Origin of the sequence: Aliisedimentitalea sp. MJ-SS2, from assembly GCF_032586155.1 — a bacterium.
GTDB lineage: Bacteria > Pseudomonadota > Alphaproteobacteria > Rhodobacterales > Rhodobacteraceae > JAWHTC01.
Map to the genome: position 1 here is coordinate 398171 of NZ_JAWHTC010000001.1, position 16848 is coordinate 415018.

At 61.4% G+C, this 16848-nt stretch carries 17 protein-coding genes; 8 read left to right on the forward strand and 9 right to left on the reverse strand.

Annotated elements, in window-relative coordinates; genetic code table 11:
- Positions 1–81 precede the first annotated feature (81 nt).
- The 5 genes from RXV86_RS01910 to RXV86_RS01930 form a co-directional block, all read right to left on the reverse strand.
- Entirely contained in the window at positions 82–1008 is a 927-nt protein-coding gene (locus tag RXV86_RS01910) for a sterol desaturase family protein (RefSeq protein WP_316297108.1), read from the reverse strand.
- A complete protein-coding gene (locus tag RXV86_RS01915; RefSeq protein ID WP_316297109.1) occupies positions 1005–1400 on the reverse strand; it encodes a hypothetical protein in 396 nt (131 codons plus the stop codon). The genes RXV86_RS01910 and RXV86_RS01915 overlap by 4 nt, the downstream gene beginning before the upstream one ends.
- Before the next feature lie 248 nt (positions 1401–1648).
- Positions 1649–2104, reverse strand: coding sequence for a hypothetical protein (locus RXV86_RS01920; RefSeq protein ID WP_316297110.1), 456 nt, complete (start codon positions 2102–2104; stop codon positions 1649–1651).
- Positions 2105–2463: 359 nt separating this feature from the next.
- Entirely contained in the window at positions 2464–2847 is a 384-nt protein-coding gene (locus RXV86_RS01925; RefSeq protein ID WP_316297111.1) for a hypothetical protein, read from the reverse strand.
- A gap of 139 nt (positions 2848–2986) precedes the next feature.
- Positions 2987–3445: a TlpA disulfide reductase family protein gene (locus tag RXV86_RS01930; protein ID WP_316298409.1), complete on the reverse strand. Its 459-nt coding sequence runs from the start codon at positions 3443–3445 to the stop codon at positions 2987–2989.
- 174 nt (positions 3446–3619) lie between these two features.
- On the opposite strand from RXV86_RS01930, the gene argH reads away from it, so the two are divergent.
- The 4 genes from argH to RXV86_RS01950 all read left to right on the forward strand — a co-directional run bounded on the left by argH (position 3620) and on the right by RXV86_RS01950 (position 9251).
- A complete protein-coding gene (gene argH / locus RXV86_RS01935; protein WP_316297112.1) occupies positions 3620–5029 on the forward strand; it encodes an argininosuccinate lyase in 1410 nt (469 codons plus the stop codon).
- 4 nt (positions 5030–5033) lie between these two features.
- Positions 5034–5207 (forward strand): hypothetical protein, encoded by a 174-nt coding sequence (locus RXV86_RS01940; protein ID WP_316297113.1) that lies wholly within the window; start codon positions 5034–5036, stop codon positions 5205–5207.
- A 132-nt stretch (positions 5208–5339) separates the two neighbouring features.
- Positions 5340–6605 (forward strand): diaminopimelate decarboxylase, encoded by a 1266-nt coding sequence (lysA, locus tag RXV86_RS01945; RefSeq protein WP_316297114.1) that lies wholly within the window; start codon positions 5340–5342, stop codon positions 6603–6605.
- Between the two features lie 36 nt (positions 6606–6641).
- Complete coding sequence (locus RXV86_RS01950; RefSeq protein WP_316298410.1) at positions 6642–9251, forward strand: TIGR02302 family protein; 2610 nt, start codon at positions 6642–6644, stop codon at positions 9249–9251.
- Positions 9252–9672: 421 nt separating this feature from the next.
- Here the strand turns inward: RXV86_RS01950 and RXV86_RS01955 are convergent, their stop codons facing one another.
- Positions 9673–10587 (reverse strand): zinc-ribbon domain-containing protein, encoded by a 915-nt coding sequence (locus RXV86_RS01955; protein WP_316297115.1) that lies wholly within the window; start codon positions 10585–10587, stop codon positions 9673–9675.
- A gap of 166 nt (positions 10588–10753) precedes the next feature.
- Between RXV86_RS01955 and RXV86_RS01960 the strand changes: the two genes are divergently transcribed.
- The 4 genes from RXV86_RS01960 (at position 10754) to RXV86_RS01975 (ending at position 13603) form a co-directional block, all read left to right on the forward strand.
- Positions 10754–11431, forward strand: a complete 678-nt coding sequence (locus tag RXV86_RS01960; protein ID WP_316298412.1) for an ATP-binding cassette domain-containing protein — start codon at positions 10754–10756, stop codon at positions 11429–11431.
- 2 nt (positions 11432–11433) lie between these two features.
- A complete protein-coding gene (locus tag RXV86_RS01965; RefSeq protein ID WP_316298413.1) occupies positions 11434–12333 on the forward strand; it encodes an FtsX-like permease family protein in 900 nt (299 codons plus the stop codon).
- Positions 12333–13097 (forward strand): lysophospholipid acyltransferase family protein, encoded by a 765-nt coding sequence (locus RXV86_RS01970; protein WP_316297116.1) that lies wholly within the window; start codon positions 12333–12335, stop codon positions 13095–13097. Before RXV86_RS01965 ends, RXV86_RS01970 begins: the two co-directional genes overlap by 1 nt.
- 266 nt (positions 13098–13363) lie before the next feature.
- A complete protein-coding gene (locus tag RXV86_RS01975; protein ID WP_316297117.1) occupies positions 13364–13603 on the forward strand; it encodes a hypothetical protein in 240 nt (79 codons plus the stop codon).
- 60 nt (positions 13604–13663) lie between these two features.
- Here the strand turns inward: RXV86_RS01975 and lpdA are convergent, their stop codons facing one another.
- The 3 genes from lpdA to odhB are packed head-to-tail and all read right to left on the reverse strand — an operon-like array spanning position 13664 to position 16846.
- The gene (gene lpdA / locus RXV86_RS01980) at positions 13664–15055 is read right to left on the reverse strand and encodes a dihydrolipoyl dehydrogenase (RefSeq protein ID WP_316297118.1); all 1392 of its coding nucleotides are present in this window, start codon (positions 15053–15055) and stop codon (positions 13664–13666) included.
- A gap of 36 nt (positions 15056–15091) precedes the next feature.
- Positions 15092–15334, reverse strand: a complete 243-nt coding sequence (locus RXV86_RS01985) for a hypothetical protein (protein WP_316297119.1) — start codon at positions 15332–15334, stop codon at positions 15092–15094.
- Between the two features lie 3 nt (positions 15335–15337).
- Positions 15338–16846 (reverse strand): 2-oxoglutarate dehydrogenase complex dihydrolipoyllysine-residue succinyltransferase, encoded by a 1509-nt coding sequence (gene odhB / locus RXV86_RS01990; RefSeq protein WP_316297120.1) that lies wholly within the window; start codon positions 16844–16846, stop codon positions 15338–15340.
- Between the last annotated feature and the right edge of the window lie 2 nt (positions 16847–16848).

A 16848-nucleotide genomic window follows, 5' to 3' on the forward strand; every position in this document is an offset into this window, starting at 1 on the left:
CCCTCGGGCGCCTTTTGGGGCGCGTGACCCGTGTTGGTTGCGCTTGGGACAAGGCCGGATGCTCTTCAGGATCAACTAAGCTCAGAACCCTGGCGTACCGCGATCCTCAGGGTACTCTGACAGGTGCCGCGCCTTGAGCGCCTCGGTCATCTCGCGCGAACCGTCATGGCTCCACCCGGGTGGGGCGAGGGCATAGGCGAGGCGTTGGCGCAGGGAAAGGCCGGGGCGGGCCATGTCGCGGAACATGGCAAACCATTCGTGGAAGGCGACGCGTAGCGGGTTGAAGGTGCCGAGGTTGTGGACCAGGCCATAATCGACTTTTTCGCCGTCATATTCGGGAACGAAGGTGCCGAACATCCGGTCCCAGATGATGAACACCCCGGCATAATTGGCGTCGAGATAGCGCGCGTTGCGGCCATGATGCACCCGGTGATGCGAGGGCGTGTTCATCACCGCCTCGAACCAGCGCGGCATGCGGGTGATCGCTTCGGTATGGATCCAGAACTGGTAGATCAGGTTGATGCCGCCAACGAAGATCACCATCGCCGGGTGGAACCCCAGAAGGATCAGCGGTGCACGCAACAGCCACATGCCGGTGAAAGTCCCGGTCCAGCTTTGCCGGAGTGCGGTCGAGAGGTTGTAGTGCTGTGAGCTGTGGTGGTTCACATGTTCGGCCCAGACCCAGCGCGAGCGGTGGGCGATGCGGTGATACCAGTAGTAGCGAAGGTCATCGAGCACGAAACACAGCGCCACAACTAACCACCCCGTACCAAGATTGAACAGGCTGTAGTCCCAGAGCCAGACGTAGAACCCATAGGCGACAAAGCCGAGTGCGATACCCGCAGCCACGTTGCCCGCCCCCATCAAAAGCGAGGTCAGGGCGTCGCGGGTTTCATAGCGCCCGCCGCGTCGTTTGATCACGATCCAAGTCAGCTCGACCAGGATGGCGGCAATGAAGAAGGGTACCGCATAATTCACGACATCAGGATAGGCCAGCTGGTCGGTCATGCGATCTCTCCAATTATCGGCTGCCAACGGGCGGCCTCGACCGGTTCGAGTGTCAGGTAGATATGTGGGGCGGTGAAGTCGGGCAGGTCGACGCGCAAACCGCGCGGTGTTCTGGCGACTTGGGCTCCGGCCAGATAGCGCGCGGTCGTGTCGGCTCCCATTGAAAAGACAATACCCTGCCCGCCCGAAGCGGTGCTGATCAGGGCGGCGTGACCGTCATGGCACGTCGTTGCCGAAATCGCGGCGTCATTCCCGAATTCGTCGTTCCAGGCGGCCAGGGCGGTTTGCTCATCGGCAATGATCAACTGGCGGCTGAGGCCGAGAAGGTGCAGCAGAATCACGATGCCCGCGATGCCGCCGACAACAAGTGGTAGCAGAATACTGAGTGGCATGATTACTCCTCCCGCGGCTATTTAATCGGTGCGGAAGGGTGGGTGTCAAAAGGCAACGTAGGGGAAGGCAACGACCTGAACATCCGGCTGCGCGTGCGCTGGTCAGCCTACTGCGTTGCCAAGCAAGCGATTGGCCGACGATCAGGACCAGTTTCGGCCCGTTATTCAAGGGCCTCAATGTGCCTGCAATCCGCAGCATTGGTTATGCTGAGGACGAGTCGGTCTTGCGCACGTTCAGATGGTGGCACCTAGAACTTCAACTCGTTCGCGATGCTTGGTTGCTTTTGAGTGGTCGACTTCTTTTTGGTTGTTTTCTTCTTTGTCGTCTTCTTCGGGGCGGTCTTCTTCCAGTAGAGGATATGGGCTTTGCCGATGCCCTTGTTGCGGACGAAGCGCACCTTCTGACCGTCGAGCGAAACCCACTGGCAATCCTTGTCCGTGGCACCACCGATTTTCATGATCCGACACACGGACCCGTGATTGAGCGCCCATGTGCCGGTCACCTTGCCGTGGACCTTGTGATGGCCGCTGAGGTTGCCGTTGCTATGCAGGCGTATCCAGTTACCGTGATTGTCATAAAGCCGCTTGCCGATGATGATCTTGAAGCTTTCGTATTTCTTGATCCGCTTAAACCCGGCGTCGACCGGTGAGCCGATGAATGAAATCGCAAGAGTCGCAGCTAAAACGAAAGAGAATATGCGCATAATAAATCCCCAGACACAGTGTTCTGCCTTTGGAGGCTAAACCCGGCATTGATTCGGGTCAAATGCGCAAAATAACAAGGAAAAAACGCTCCGTTTCCGGTCTGTGTATCAAGCCCAGAGTCGTACTCGCGGCGATTGCCACTGTGCTGTTGCGGCAGCAATTCCGGATGCGAGGCTGGCTGTCGGCTCGGTCCTGAAACCCGGTTTGCGAGGGGATTCAGGATCTGTCCCTGTACTTTGCCGGTCTGCTCCTCGTTACGCGTGGCAGGCCAGAACCCCTACACACCCTTCCGGGAAGGCCGGGAATTTATGATGGCCTTAACGTATCGGCGGTTGCTGTGCGGTATGAAACCGCAATATCAGAACTTCATCCTATACGTCATCGTATTGCCGCCCTTGGCGGGTTTGCGATGAAGACGGTTGCCGTCGAGCTCCAGCCTGTAGCAGGCACTGATCCGAAGGCTTCCGGCATTGCCCTTGTTGCACCAGGTCTTACCCTGCCAATACCATGTAGCAGTAAGCTTCGCGCCATCGACGGTGCCGGTTAGTTTGCCATTCCGATAGGCGATAAAAGAATCACCGCTTCTGTGTGTGGCTTCGTGGCCGACTACATTTTCCTGGAAATCGTCTTCGGTGAGAATCTGTAGTCGGGCTTTGAGCCCAATTCCGCCACCATCCCCGGAAATCGCGGGCATGGGTACGATCAACAGGGTAACAAAAGCAACTGAAAGAAAACGTCTCATCGATCACTCCTTTCACAAATGCGAGTTGCGCACGCAATTGTAGCACGAAGCTCCGCAAAAAGCAGTGGTTTGCGCGTAGGTATTGTTTGGGATGGCGGCTTGCACGCCCAGATTGCAATGCGTAATGCAGCGCGTTTTATTACATTTGCGGGCCGATCAAAGCCCGGACAATGGCCCGCCCGCTGTCCGAGCCCCAATCCGCGTCACCCACCATGCGGGCGATTTCAGTACCGTCGGGGGCAAGGATCACGGTGACAGGCAGTCCCAGAACGCCCATTTCACGGGCAAGTGCCTGTCTCGGGTCCTGATGCAGTGGCAGGTTGGTTACGCCGATCTCATCAAAGAATTTCTTCATCGCCTGCGGTTTGTTGCGGCCGGTAGCGATGGTTAGCACTTCGAACCTGTCGCCGCCGAACTCGGTCTGCAGCTCGGCCAGGCCGGGCATTTCCTTGCGGCATGGGGCGCACCAGGTGGCCCAGAAATTGACCAGAACATAGCGCCCATTGTGATCGGCGAGGGACGCCTTGCCACCGGTGGCGGTGTCATAGGGGGCGGTGCCTGCGGGTTTCGGGGCCGGGTGAAAGATGAGTTTTTTCATACTGCCCTCACGCAGGCCTTCCAAAGCGCCGTGATCGGCGGCGGCCTGCGGAATCGGCGTGGCCGGGTCGCGGAGGGCGACAAAGGCAACGGCGGCAATTGCGATTGCGGCGACAGCGGTATAAATCAGCGCGGAACGCGACATTTCTCAATCCTCATCCAGGGCCATCAGACCATGACCGATAAATCCTCCAACGCCCAGTCCTCGAACGCCATGTGGGGCGGACGTTTTGCCGCTGGGCCGGACGCGATCATGGAGGCAATCAATGCCTCGATCGGGTTCGATCAGCGTATGGCCAAGCAGGACATTGCCGGATCACGCGCCCATGCAGCCATGCTGGCCGCGACGGGCATCGTGAGTGATAGCGACGCCGAAGCGATGAGGGAAGGGCTGCTCACGGTCTTGTCAGAAATCGAGGGCGGCGCGTTCGAGTTTTCCACGGCACTTGAGGACATCCACATGAACGTGGAATCCCGGCTGAAGGATTTGATTGGTGAACCCGCCGGGCGTCTGCACACCGGGCGGTCGCGTAACGACCAGGTGGCGACAGATTTCAAGCTGTGGGTGCGCGACCAGATGGACGCGGTGATTTCGGGGGTCGAGGCGTTGATTGCGGCGCTGCTGGACCAGGCCGAGGCCGGGGCGGAGTGGGTGATGCCGGGCTTTACCCACCTGCAGACAGCGCAGCCGGTAACGTGGGGTCATCACATGATGGCCTATGTCGAGATGCTGGGCCGGGATCGCTCGCGGTTCACCGACGCGCGCAAGCGGATGAATGAAAGCCCGCTTGGCGCGGCGGCGTTGGCGGGCACGTCCTTTCCGATTGATCGCGAGATGACGGCGCAGGCGCTGGGGTTTGACCGGCCAGCGGCGAACTCTCTGGATGCGGTGTCGGATCGTGATTTTGCCCTGGAATTCTTAAGCTGCGCTTCGATCTGCGCCATGCATCTTAGCCGTTTTGCAGAGGAACTGGTGATCTGGTCTTCGGCGCAGTTCCGGTTCGTGACGCTTTCCGATCGGTTTTCGACCGGCTCGTCGATCATGCCGCAGAAGAAGAACCCGGATGCGGCGGAATTGATCCGGGCCAAGATTGGCCGCATCTTCGGGGCGAATGTCGCCCTGATGACGGTGATGAAAGGGCTGCCCTTGGCCTATTCCAAGGACATGCAGGAAGACAAGGAACAGGTGTTTGACGCTGCCGACAACCTGATGCTTGCGCTGGCGGCGATGGAAGGCATGGTCAAGGACATGTCGGCCAATCGTGCAGAACTGGCCGCGGCAGCAGGCAGCGGGTTTTCGACCGCGACTGACCTGGCCGACTGGTTGGTGCGGGCGCTCAACATGCCGTTCCGTGATGCCCACCACGTCACCGGCAGCCTTGTCGCTATGGCGGAAAGCCGCGGTTGCGATTTGCCGGATCTGACGCTTGCGGATATGCAGGGGGTGCACGGGGCGATCACTGAGGATGTGTTCTCGGTGCTGGGTGTCGAGAATTCGGTGGCCTCGCGCCTGTCTTATGGCGGTACGGCCCCGGCGCAGGTGCGTGCCCAGATTGCTCGTTGGCGCGCCGAAATGCAGGGGTGACGGCATGATCCGGATATTCGCAGTTCTGAACCTGTTGGCGCTGGCAGCCTGCGGCGCTGATGGTGAACCGGTGACACCGTCGATGAACACAACGGTCAGCATCACGTCCAGCGGTGTGGTCACCTCGACCGGAGTGACGGTGCGCAAGGGGCCAGTGACATTGGGCATGTCGCTCTGAAATCTGTTGACGGTCAGGAATGCTGACAGGGCAGAAGCCTCCGGCGGGGATATTTTTTGGCAAAAGGAAGACGCGGGTGCTTTAAAAAGGTGCCCTGTTTCGTTACGACCAGCGCGACAGGAGTGACGCGCCATGGACCATTTTCTTTACCGCGACGGTGAGCTTTACGCCGAGGAAGTCGCCATTGCCGAGATTGCAGCAGAGGTTGGTACGCCGTTCTATTGTTATTCTGCGGCGACGTTGGAGCGGCATTACCGGCTTTTTGACGAGGCGCTTGAAGGGACTGACCACCTAGTTTGCTATGCAATCAAGGCGGCCTCGAACCTCGCCATTCTGAAGCTTCTGGGCGACATGGGAGCCGGTATGGATGTGGTGTCGGGCGGGGAATATGCCCGGGCGCGTGCCGCTGGTGTGCCGGGTGAGCGGATCGTTTTCTCGGGGGTCGGCAAGACGGCAGACGAGATGCGCATGGCGCTGGAGGGCGGCATTCGCCAGTTCAATGTTGAGAGCGAGCCCGAAATGCTGGCGCTGAACGCAGTGGCGCTGGAGCTGGGTGTCAGGGCGCCGATCACCGTGCGGGTCAATCCCGACGTGGATGCCAAGACGCACGCCAAGATCGCCACGGGCAAGAGCGAGAACAAGTTCGGCATTCCGATCAGCAAGGCGCGCGCGGTTTATGCCGAGGCGGCCGGGTTGCCGGGGCTGGAAGTTGTCGGGATCGACGTCCATATCGGCTCGCAACTGACCGACCTAGCGCCGTTCCGCGAGGCTTATGAGAAAGTGGCGCTGCTGACCGAGGAGCTGCGCGAGGATGGCCATGATATCCGCCGTCTCGATCTGGGCGGCGGTTTGGGCATCCCCTACACCAATTCGAACGAGACCCCGCCCTTGCCGCGCGACTATGGCGCGATGATTAAGGAGACGCTGGGCCACCTGAACTGTGAAATCGAGATCGAGCCGGGTCGATTGGTGGCTGGCAATGCCGGGATCATGGTCAGCGGCGTGATCTACGTCAAAGAGGGCGACGGGCGCGATTTCCTGATCCTCGATGCGGCGATGAACGACCTGGTGCGGCCTGCGATGTATGACGCGCATCACGATATCGTGCCTGTAAAAGAGGCCGAGCCGGGGGTTGAGCCTGCGCGCTATGACATTGTCGGCCCTGTCTGTGAGACTGGCGATACCTTTGCCCGCGAGCGCGACATGAGTGTCATTCAGGCCGGCGACCTGGTGGCGTTCCGAAGCGCTGGAGCTTACGGTGCTGTGATGGCCAGCGAATACAATTCACGGCCCTTGATCCCCGAGGTTCTGGTCCGGGGTGATCAATTTGCGGTTATCCGCCGACGTCCGAGCTTGGAAGATATGCTTAACCGCGATAGCATTCCTGAGTGGCTCTGACGCACGCTGTCCGGGCCCTTCGCAACCCGGAGAAGGCTGATCGCCCGCAAGACCCGCCATCCCGTCCTTGATCGCCTGCGCTGGCCCATTGGCCTGACGCGGGCCGGCATGCTGGCCGAACAGGTGACGCGGGGCTTTTGGCCGGTGTGGTCGGTGGTGCTGGCAGTTCTGGGCGCGCTGATGCTGGGCGTGCAGGATCTGGTTGCACCCTGGGTGGTGTGGACGATTGCGGTTCTGGCTGCTCTTGCAGTGCTGGTTTTTGTCTTGCGCGGATTGTGGCGGTTCCATTGGCCGCACAGGGCCGAGGCGATCGAACGGCTCGACCGTACGATGCCTGGGCGGCCAATCCAGGCGGTGCTGGATGATCAGGTGATCGGGGCCGAGGATGCCGCATCACGCACGGTATGGCAGGCGCACCAGATGCGGATGCAAACCCGCGCCAGGATGGCGCGTGCCGTGAGGCCCGATCTGCGGGTGTCGGCGCGCGATCCGTTCGGTTTGCGGTACATGGCATTGCTGACGTTTCTTGTGGCACTGCTGTTCGGGTCGCTTTGGAAAGTGAGTAGCGTGAGTGAGCTGACTCCTGGAGGGGTGGCGCATGCCGCGGCAGGGCCAAGCTGGGAGGGTTGGGTCGAACCACCGTCCTATACAGGGTTGCCGGTGCTCTATCTGGCTGACATTGCCGAGGATGCGTTCGCGGCCCCATCGGGGAGCCGGATCACGTTGCGGCTGTATGGGGAGCCAGGAGCGTTCGACGTATCGGAAAGCCTATCGTCGGCACCGTTGCCGCAAACGAACGAGCCCACATCTGAGGGCTATGACTTCACGCTTGAACAATCGGGTGAGTTGAGCATCGATGGGCAGGGCGGGCGGCGCTGGCAGATAACCATGCTGCCCGACGCCATGCCCGAGATTGATGCAACCGGCCCGGCCGAGACCAGCGCGTTGGGAGCGTTCACCATGCCATTCTCGGCCCGCGACGATTACGAGGTGATGATGGCGCGAGCCACGATCACGCTCGACCTGGATCGGGTGGATCGGCGCTATGGGTTGAGCATGGATCCCGAACCGCGACCGCAGATCGATATCGACCTGCCGCTGCCCGTCGCTCGAAATCGGCAGGATTTCGAGGAGGTTCTGATTGAGGATTTCAGCGAGCATGCCTGGGCCAATCTGCCGGTGACCATCACCCTGAGCGCAGAGGATGCGGCCGGAAACATCGGCACAAGCCCGGCGCACGAGATCGACCTCGCTGCGCGGCATTTCTTTGACCCGATGGCTGCGGCGGTGATCGAACAGCGCCGCGACCTGTTGTGGAACCGCGACAATGCAGGCCGTGTGGCTCAGGTCATGCGCGCGATGACGCACCGGCCTGAGGGGCTGTTCAAGCGCGAAACAAATTACCTGCGTATGCGCTTCATTCTGCGCCGGATAGAGGCGTTGAGCGCTTATGGCGTGACGGATGAACAGCGCGACGAGATCGCCGAGGCGCTGTGGGAGTTGGCGCTGCAACTGGAAGAAGGCACGTTGGCCGATGCGCTGGAGCGGATGCGGCAAGCGCAGGAGCGGTTGAGTGAAGCGATGAAGAACGGGGCATCTGATGCCGAAATTGCCCGGCTGATGGAAGAGCTGCGCCAGGCGACGCGCGATTACATGCAGCAGCTGGAACGTCAGTTTGCCCAGGAAAACCGGGGTAACCAGACCGATCAGCCGGATCAGGGCCAGCGCGACGAAAATACAATGACCATGACCCAGGATGACATCCAGCGGATGATGGATCGTATCCAGGAACTGATGGAACAGGGGCGCATGGCTGAGGCACAACAGGCGTTGGATGAGTTCCAGCAGATGATGGAAAACATGCGCATGACCGAAGGCCAGGGTGGTCAAGGGCAATCGCCGGGCGAACAGGCGATGGAAGGGCTGAACGAGACGTTGCGCGAACAGCAGGGCCTTTCTGACCAAGCCTTCCGCGACCTTCAGGAACAGTTCAATCCCGGGGCCCGCGCGGGCGAAAGCCAGGGCAACGAAGGCCGCTCAGGCGGGCAGGGTCGCGGGCAAAGCCATGAGGGGCAGGGCGGCCAGGGGCAAGGTCAGGACGGCGAGGAGCAGGGCGGCGGCGGGCAGTCCGGCCCAGGGGGGCAGGATCTGGGACAATCGCTCGCTGATCGACAACAGGCGCTCAGACGCCAATTAGAACAGCAGCGCGGCGCACTGCCAGGGGCGGGTACCGAAGAAGGTGATGCCGCTCGAGATGCCCTAGACCGGGCGGGCCGGGCGATGGACGGGGCCGAGGACGCCTTGCGACGCGACGATCTGCCTGGTGCCATCGACAAGCAAGCCGAAGCGATGGAAAACCTGCGCGAAGGTATGCGCAATCTCGGCGAGGCACTGGCCCAGGGCCGGCGCGATCGCAATCAGGGCCAGCAAGGTCAAAACCCCGAGAATTTCGCCGGACAGGGTCAGACCGACCCGCTGGGCCGCAATCTCAAGGGGCAGATCGGAGATGGCGAGAACATGCTGCAAGGCGAAGATGTCTATCGCCGGGCGCGTGACCTTCTGGATGAAATCCGTCGCCGTTCGGGAGAGCAGACCCGCCCCGAGGAAGAGCGCAATTATTTGGAACGGTTGCTGGACCGGTTCTAGGCGGACGCTGCAAGGACCGATCGGTTTTTTACGAAATCTTAAATAGAATCGTGCCGAATGATGCCATGGACCAGCACATGCGCCATTCCCGCCGCCGCACTCTTCACCCCGCCGATGAGTTGGGTGACGTGCGTGACGCACTTCGTCGACTCAGGGCTAGGGAAACCGAATTGCGCCGGCAATTGCTGGAGGCGCCCGAAAGTTCTTCTGGAGACCGTTTCGAAGTGAGCATTCGCAGCCAACGGCGTCGCGTGCTCCCTAAAGAATGGTGGCCGAAAGACATCCTTGATCAGCCTGTCTTGTGGGACACCCGGACGTCCAAGATTGTAATGGTGCGAAAACGCGGCGCCCGCACCGTCGCGTCTAGGAAGCGATGATGCCATGCGGATTGAGCTTTTCTGACCCGGAAAAGCCGTTACTGTCAGTTGCCGCCGCTTTCCGAGGCCAGCCCGTCCAAGTAGCTGGTTAACCTCAACACCTGTTGATCCAGCCACTGTCGCCCATCGTTCACCAACGCCACGTATTGGTCGAGCACGCCCGACAATGTCGGAACCATTTCCGCCAGTTGCGGCGCGAACATGTAGAGCAGCAGGAAGGCCGCAAAGATCAGCAGCACGATGCTGAACCCGCGGGAAAATCCGCGTTTCTGGGTCGGGGCGGCCGCTTCGACGGCGCTTTCCGCCTCGGCTGATGCGACGCGTTCGGAATCCTTGCGCAGGGTCGAGTTGATTTCGTCAATGTCCGGAAGCAGGTCGCGGCGCGAGGCGTGATCGGCCAGCTCGTCCTCGGAGGCAAGCGCCTCTTGCTCCGACAGACCGCGAATGCGCGCCATGCGCACCCGGGCCTCGCGCTCACGGCGGCTGGCCTCGTCGCCCGGATCTTCCAGGCCGAGATCGGGTTGGGTTTCCAGGCCGCCAACTTCGGAAGCGCGGGCCTGCATTTCCTGTTCTGCCTCTTCGCGCAACACGTCGCGGACCTCGGGATCGAGCTCGCGGCGTTGCGGTTCGTGTTCCGATTCCGGGGTGGGTACGGGATCGGTGTCGGGCCAGTTTTGCGGCTCGGGTTCCGGGTCCGGCTCGGGTTCCGGCTCCGGTTCGAGCTCGGGTTCCGGCTGTGGCACGGGTTCCGGTTCGGCGACAGGCCCTTCGGCTTCCTCTTCCCAATGGGCATCATCCAGCGGACGACCCAGATCTTCGGCCAGTTCCCGGTCCTGGCTAGGATGTTTCTGAAACCAGGTGTCGCCGCAATTGGAGCATTGCACATCGCGACCCATCTCCGGGATGACGTCATCCGGGACTTCGTATTGTGCCCCGCAATTCGGACAGATTAACCGCATCGCGCCCTCAATTGCCGCTTTTGCGGCACTACCTTTTGATCATTAACATAGGGTTTAACCGGGTTCAGGGAAAGGTCAAAGAAAATGCGTGGTCTCGGTTGCCGCCGGATTGCAACTTTTCGGTCTCTGGGGCATGACAGGAACAGCGAAAAAGGAGGCTAGGCCTGTGATCGAGCTGGAAGACGTGGCTTACAGCTATGGTGGGGGGGAGCTTCTAAGCGGCATATCGCTTGATCTGCAGCCTGGCTCGTTCCATTTCCTGACCGGGCCGTCCGGGTCGGGCAAGACGACCTTTTTGAAATTGTGTTACGGCGCACTGATCCCGACAGCGGGGCAGGTGCGGCTGTTTGATACCGATGTGCGCAGTCTGAGCCGCGATGATGTGGCGCTTATGCGGCGTCGGATCGGGGTCGTACACCAGGATGTGCAGTTCCTTGATCATTTGCCGATGGCGGACAATGTGGCCTTGCCGCTGAGCGTATCGGGGCGCGGATCGCTGGATGAGGCTGCGAATCTGAAGGAGCTTCTTGGTTGGGTGGGGCTGCGCGCCCGCGCGGATGCCTTGCCGCCGGAACTGTCCGGTGGGGAACGGCAACGCGCGGCGCTGGCCCGGGCGGTGATCATGTCTCCCGATGTGATCCTGGCAGACGAACCGACCGGAAATGTTGATTGGGAGATGTCGCAGCGGTTGTTGCGCCTGCTGATCGAACTGAACCGGATGGGCAAGACGATCATGATCGCCACTCACGACTTGGCCCTGATCCGCGCCGCCAAGAGCCATGTTCAGGCCCGCGTGCTGCGGATTTCCAACCGGCGGCTGCATCTTGCGGGGGCTGATTTGTGAAGATGACCCCGGCAGACATAATCAACCTTGTCGTAGGCGACCCGCAGGCCGACCGGATGGTGCCGCCGACCGGGTTTACCGCCCGGTTAACGCTGTTTTCCGCCGGTGTAATGGCGTTTCTGGCAGTGTTTGCCATGGCGCTGTCGCTGGCCTCGGGGCGGCTGGCGGCGCGCTGGGGGGACGAGCTGGCCCGGTCGGCGACGTTGCGTATTTCCGCGCCCTCCGAGCAAATGGAGGCGCAGACCGCTGCGGCGCTGAAGGTGTTGGAGACCACAGCCGGGGTGGCCTCGGCCAGGGCGCTGACAAGTGACGAACAACGCGCGCTGCTTGAGCCGTGGTTCGGACCCGACATGCCGGTGGACACGCTGCCCATTCCGCAGTTAATCGAGATTACCGAGGATGAGAGGGGCTATGACCCGGCAGGCCTGCGCCACCGGCTGGCGGCGGAAGTACCCGGTGCGGTTCTGGATGACCATACGCGCTGGCGCAAGCCGCTGGTGACTGCGGCCTCGCGGCTGCGGGCGCTGGGCTGGCTGTCGATTGGGCTTATCTTCGCGGCGATGGCCGCGATGATCACACTGGCGGCCAATGCAGCGCTGGCGGCCAATGCCCAGGTGATCGCCGTGCTGCGCATTGTTGGCGCCAAGGATGCCTATATCGCCCAGGCCTTCGTGCGCCGTTATACTCTGCGCGCGCTGACCGGGGCGGCGATTGGCACCGGCGCGGGCTTGTTGGCGATGTTGATGCTGCCGTCGGCGCAGGAGGCGGGCGGGTTCCTGACAGGTTTGGGCTTTGCCGGCTGGCACTGGCTCTGGCCGCTGGTCATTCCTCCACTGGCGGCGATCGTAGCCTTTGCCGCGACACGGGCCGCCGCGCGGAGCACATTGAAAGGGTTGAGCTGATGATCCTCTGGCGCTGGCTGATGTCGATCCTGTTCGTCGTGGTAAACGCGGTGATGATGCTGATTCTGGGCATCCTGTTCTTTCCTTGGGCGGTGGTGTCCCCCAAAGGCGCGCTGACGGCGTGCAAGCTCTACACCTATTGGGTGCGGTTTGCCTGCCGCTGGCTAGTTGGTATTCGTTGGGAGGTCCGCGGCGAGATTCCGACCGAGGAGTGCCTGGTGGTGGCCAAGCACCAGTCCTTCCTGGATATCATCATGATCTTCCAAGCGGTGCCCAAGCCGCGCTTCATCATGAAACGCGAGCTTTTGTGGACCCCGATCATCGGGGTTTATGCTTGGCGGCTGGGCTGTGTGCCGGTGGCGCGCGGCAAGCGGGGTGCGGCGATCAAGAAGATGATGGCCGATATCGGCTCGGGGCGGGTCGCGCCGGGGCAGTTGGTGATCTATCCGCAGGGGACACGGGTCAGGCCGGGTGATTACCGCCCGTTCAAGGTGGGATCTTTCGTACTGTACAAACAACTGGCGCAGGCCTGCGTGCCAACCGCCACCAATGCCGGGCTTTACTGGCGTAAGGGAACGATGCTGCGCCTACCGGGCAGGGCGGTCATCGAGTTCCTGCCAACCATTCAGCCCGGGGTGGAGCAGGCCGATTTCATGGGGCAGCTTGAATACGAGATCGAGACCGGCTCGAACGCACTGATGCGCGAGGTAGGTTATGACGGTAACCTGCCGAAACCGGGGCAGGCGCAGGGTTCGGAGAGCTGACGATACACCTATAGGTTAAAAAGGGTCCGGCTGTGACCGCATTTTAGCCCGCATTTCATAGTTAACCGATCAGGCTATTTGTAATCCGTTGCAGGTTTGATCCTATGAAAAAACTCCTTTTCCTTTTCTTCGGCCTTACTGTGGTCGTGGCTTCCGCCACCACAGCCGACGCCCGCCGCAGTGCCGTTCCGGGCTAATCCGTGCAAGCGCTTGTCTTTGTCGCACCGACGAAAGTCCCTGGGGATGAGCGTACGTTGTCGTTATGCGTGCTGACAGAGACCCGATCGGTGGTTTTCAAAGGCGTGAACTATTGGCGCAGCGCAGAGAAATATGCGCTGGCCGGGAAGAGCTGTAATACCGAAAGCTACTTGGAGTTCGGGGCCGACAAAATGGCATCCACAGCTGACTCTGACCCAACAGACGAGATTGTCAGCCGAATGGTCCAGGACGCGCCGATGGCGGCCCATGACCTGATGATGTACGGCGTGAATCCGCGCAAATGCTGAAATACAAACAGGGCGGCCTTGGTGGGCCGCCCCGGTGTTTAATCCAATTGACTGGCTTTGTCAGCTGTGGATGGCCCCATTGCCACAGGCCAGCGCTGCCTCGCGCACGGCCTCGGAATAGGTCGGGTGGGCGTGGCAGGTGAGCGCAATGTCCTCGGCCGATGCGCCGAACTCCATCGCGACACAGATTTCGTGGATCATGTCACCTGCTGCCGGGCCAATGATAGCCGCGCCCAGAACGCGGTCGGTTTCGGGGTGCACGATCAGTTTGACGAAGCCGTCGCCCTGATGCACCGCCTTGGCGCGGGCGTTACCCATGAACATGAATTTGCCCACCTTGGGTTTTTTCATGCCGGCGGCTTTCAGCTCGGCTTCGGTTTGGCCAACGGTGGCGACCTCGGGGGTGGTGTAGACCACGCCGGGAATCACGCCATAGTTCACGTGACCATGCTTGCCCGCCAGAACCTCGGCCACGGCCATGCCTTCGTCTTCGGCCTTGTGGGCCAGCATTGGACCGGGGGTCACGTCACCGATGGCATAGATGCCGTCGATATTGGTCTTCCAATGGCTGTCGACGGCGATCTGGCCGCGCTCGGTGATCTGCAAGCCAAGAGCGTCAAGGCCCAGGCCGTCGGCGAAGGGTTTGCGCCCTGTTGCCACCAGCACGTAGTCGGCCTCGATGGTGACGTCATCGCCGCCTTTCTTGGGGGCGTAGGTGACTTTTGCCTTGGATTTCAGGGCCTCGGCGGATTTCACCGCTGCGCCAGTGATGATGTTGAGGCCCTGTTTTTCAAGGATGCGTTTGAAGGTGCGTTGCACGTCGGCGTCCATGCCGGGACAGACGGCGTCCATGTATTCGACCACGGTCACTTCTGCGCCCAGACGCTGATAGACTGATCCCAGTTCGAGGCCGATCACACCGGCGCCGATAACGATCATCTTTTTCGGTACCTTGGGCAGGGTCAGCGCGCCGGTCGAGCTGACAATGCGGTTTTCGTCGATTTCAACGCCGGGGATTGAGGCGGGTTCGGAGCCCGAGGCGATTACGATGTTCTTGGTCTCGTGCACGTCGTCGCCGACCTGTACCTTGCCGGGGGCGGGAATGGTGGCCCAGCCCTTGATCCAGTCGATCTTGTTCTTCTTGAACAGGAACTCGATACCACCGGTGTTCTGACCGATCACGTCGTCCTTGTAGGCCTGCATCTGCTTCCAATCGACCGAAGGGCTTTTACCCTTGAGGCCCATGTCGGCGAAATTGTGCTCGGCCTCGTGCAGCATATGGGTGGCATGCAGCAGCGCCTTGGAGGGGATACAGCCGACGTTGAGGCAGGTGCCACCCAACGTTTCGCGGCCTTCGACCACGGCGGTTTTCAGGCCCAGTTGGGCGCAGCGGATGGCCGACACATAGCCGCCGGGGCCTGCGCCGATGATGATCACGTCATAATTTGCCATGGGTCTTGATCCTTTGCAGTTTCGGCGGTTTCGCCGTTAGCTCGCGAGTTGGGAGAGGGTGGTAAATTCGGCCTCGCCGCAGCTTGCGCAACTGAGATAGGTGACGGATTTCCCGTCTTCGTCGCGCCGGGTTTTGGGCCAGCGCGGGGTGTCGGCCATGCTGTAGACCGGGGTTTTGCTGGTCCGCCCGTGCGGCCCGACCGAGGTGTCGGCGAAGGTTACATCCTCCGACGCCCCGCAGTTCGGGCAAGTGATGGTCGCACGGACGGGGATTGCCATCGTTTACAAATCCATCAACAACCGGCGCGGGTCTTCCAGCGCCTCCTTGACGCGGACGAGGAAGGTCACGGCGCCTTTGCCGTCGACGATGCGGTGGTCATAGGAGAGCGCGAGATACATCATCGGGCGGATCTTGATTTCGCCGTTGATCACCATCGGGCGGTCCTGGATCTTGTGCATGCCCAGGATGCCCGATTGCGGCGGGTTGAGGATGGGCGAGGACATCAGCGAGCCATAGACGCCACCATTGGAGATGGTGAAGGTGCCGCCCTGCATTTCGGCCATGGAAAGCTTGCCGTCGCGGGCGCGTTTGCCTTTCTCGGCAATCGACTTCTCGATGGTGGCAAAGGACATGCTGTCGGCGTCGCGAATGACCGGCACGACAAGGCCCTGGGGCGTGCCCGCGGCGATGCCCATGTGGACGAATTGCTTATAGACGATGTCGGTACCGTCGATTTCGGCGTTGACCTCGGGCACCTCTTTCAGCGCGTGGCAGCAGGCCTTGGTGAAGAAGGACATGAAGCCCAGGCGGACGCCGTGTTTCTTCTCGAATTCGGCCTTGTACTGGTTGCGCAGTTCCATCACCGGGCCCATGTCGACCTCGTTATAGGTGGTCAGGATCGCGGCGGTGTTCTGTGCATCCTTGAGGCGGCGGGCGATGGTCTGGCGCAGGCGGGTCATCTTGACCCGTTCCTCGCGGGCCTCATCCTCGGCGGCGACCGGTGCGCGCGGGGCCGCAGCCGGGGCTGCAGGGGCCGCGGGCACGGCGGCTGGGGCCGGAGCGGCGGCGGCCTTGGCCACGTCTTCCTTCATGATGCGACCGTCACGGCCGGTGCCCTGCACGTTGGCGGCGTCAATGCCTTTCTCGGCCATCATCTTTTCGGCCGAGGGCGCGTTGGCCACGTCCTTGGTCGGGGCGGGCGCAACGGTGGTTGAGGGGGCTGCGGGTGCAGGTGTTGCGCCTGCGGCAGCTGCAGCGCCTTGGGTGATCACAGCCAGTTTGGCCGTGGCATCGACGGTGCTGCCTTCCGGTGCGGTGATTTCAGCGAGAACACCAGCGGCAGGGCTGGGGACCTCGACAGAGACCTTGTCGGTTTCGAGTTCGCAGAGCATTTCGTCAGCCGTAACAGTGTCGCCCACGGCCTTGAACCAGGTTGAAACGGTGGCTTCGGTGACGCTTTCGCCCAGGGTGGGGACCATGACGTCAACCGACGCACCCCCTTCTGCCGCGGGCGCGGCGGCGGGTGCAGCAGCCGGTGCGGCCACGGCTTCGCCGCCCTCGGCGATCATTGCCAGCAGGGCATCAGCGCCGACGGTCTCGCCTTCGGCGGCGACGATTTCGCCCAATGTGCCAGCGGCGGGTGAGGGGACTTCGACCGTCACCTTGTCGGTTTCCAGCTCGCAGAGCATTTCATCGACCGCCACGGCTTCGCCGGGCTGTTTGAACCAAGTTGCCACCGTTGCTTCGGTAACGCTTTCGCCCAAAGTGGGGACGCGGACTTCGGTTGCCATGA

Bases quoted from the DNA above. Each gene is read 5' to 3' on its own strand.
- RXV86_RS01910 (WP_316297108.1), bottom strand. From the start codon at position 1,008: ATGACCGACCAGCTGGCCTATCCTGATGTCGTGAATTATGCGGTACCC.
- RXV86_RS01925 (WP_316297111.1), bottom strand. From the start codon at position 2,847: ATGAGACGTTTTCTTTCAGTTGCTTTTGTTACCCTGTTGATCGTACCC.
- RXV86_RS01955 (WP_316297115.1), bottom strand. From the start codon at position 10,587: ATGCGGTTAATCTGTCCGAATTGCGGGGCACAATACGAAGTCCCGGAT.
- RXV86_RS01970 (WP_316297116.1), top strand. From the start codon at position 12,333: ATGATCCTCTGGCGCTGGCTGATGTCGATCCTGTTCGTCGTGGTAAAC.
- argH (WP_316297112.1), top strand. From the start codon at position 3,620: ATGACCGATAAATCCTCCAACGCCCAGTCCTCGAACGCCATGTGGGGC.
- RXV86_RS01940 (WP_316297113.1), top strand. From the start codon at position 5,034: ATGATCCGGATATTCGCAGTTCTGAACCTGTTGGCGCTGGCAGCCTGC.
- RXV86_RS01930 (WP_316298409.1), bottom strand. From the start codon at position 3,445: ATGAAAAAACTCATCTTTCACCCGGCCCCGAAACCCGCAGGCACCGCC.
- lpdA (WP_316297118.1), bottom strand. From the start codon at position 15,055: ATGGCAAATTATGACGTGATCATCATCGGCGCAGGCCCCGGCGGCTAT.
- RXV86_RS01920 (WP_316297110.1), bottom strand. From the start codon at position 2,104: ATGCGCATATTCTCTTTCGTTTTAGCTGCGACTCTTGCGATTTCATTC.
- RXV86_RS01985 (WP_316297119.1), bottom strand. From the start codon at position 15,334: ATGGCAATCCCCGTCCGTGCGACCATCACTTGCCCGAACTGCGGGGCG.
- RXV86_RS01915 (WP_316297109.1), bottom strand. From the start codon at position 1,400: ATGCCACTCAGTATTCTGCTACCACTTGTTGTCGGCGGCATCGCGGGC.
- odhB (WP_316297120.1), bottom strand. From the start codon at position 16,846: ATGGCAACCGAAGTCCGCGTCCCCACTTTGGGCGAAAGCGTTACCGAA.
- RXV86_RS01965 (WP_316298413.1), top strand. From the start codon at position 11,434: ATGACCCCGGCAGACATAATCAACCTTGTCGTAGGCGACCCGCAGGCC.
- lysA (WP_316297114.1), top strand. From the start codon at position 5,340: ATGGACCATTTTCTTTACCGCGACGGTGAGCTTTACGCCGAGGAAGTC.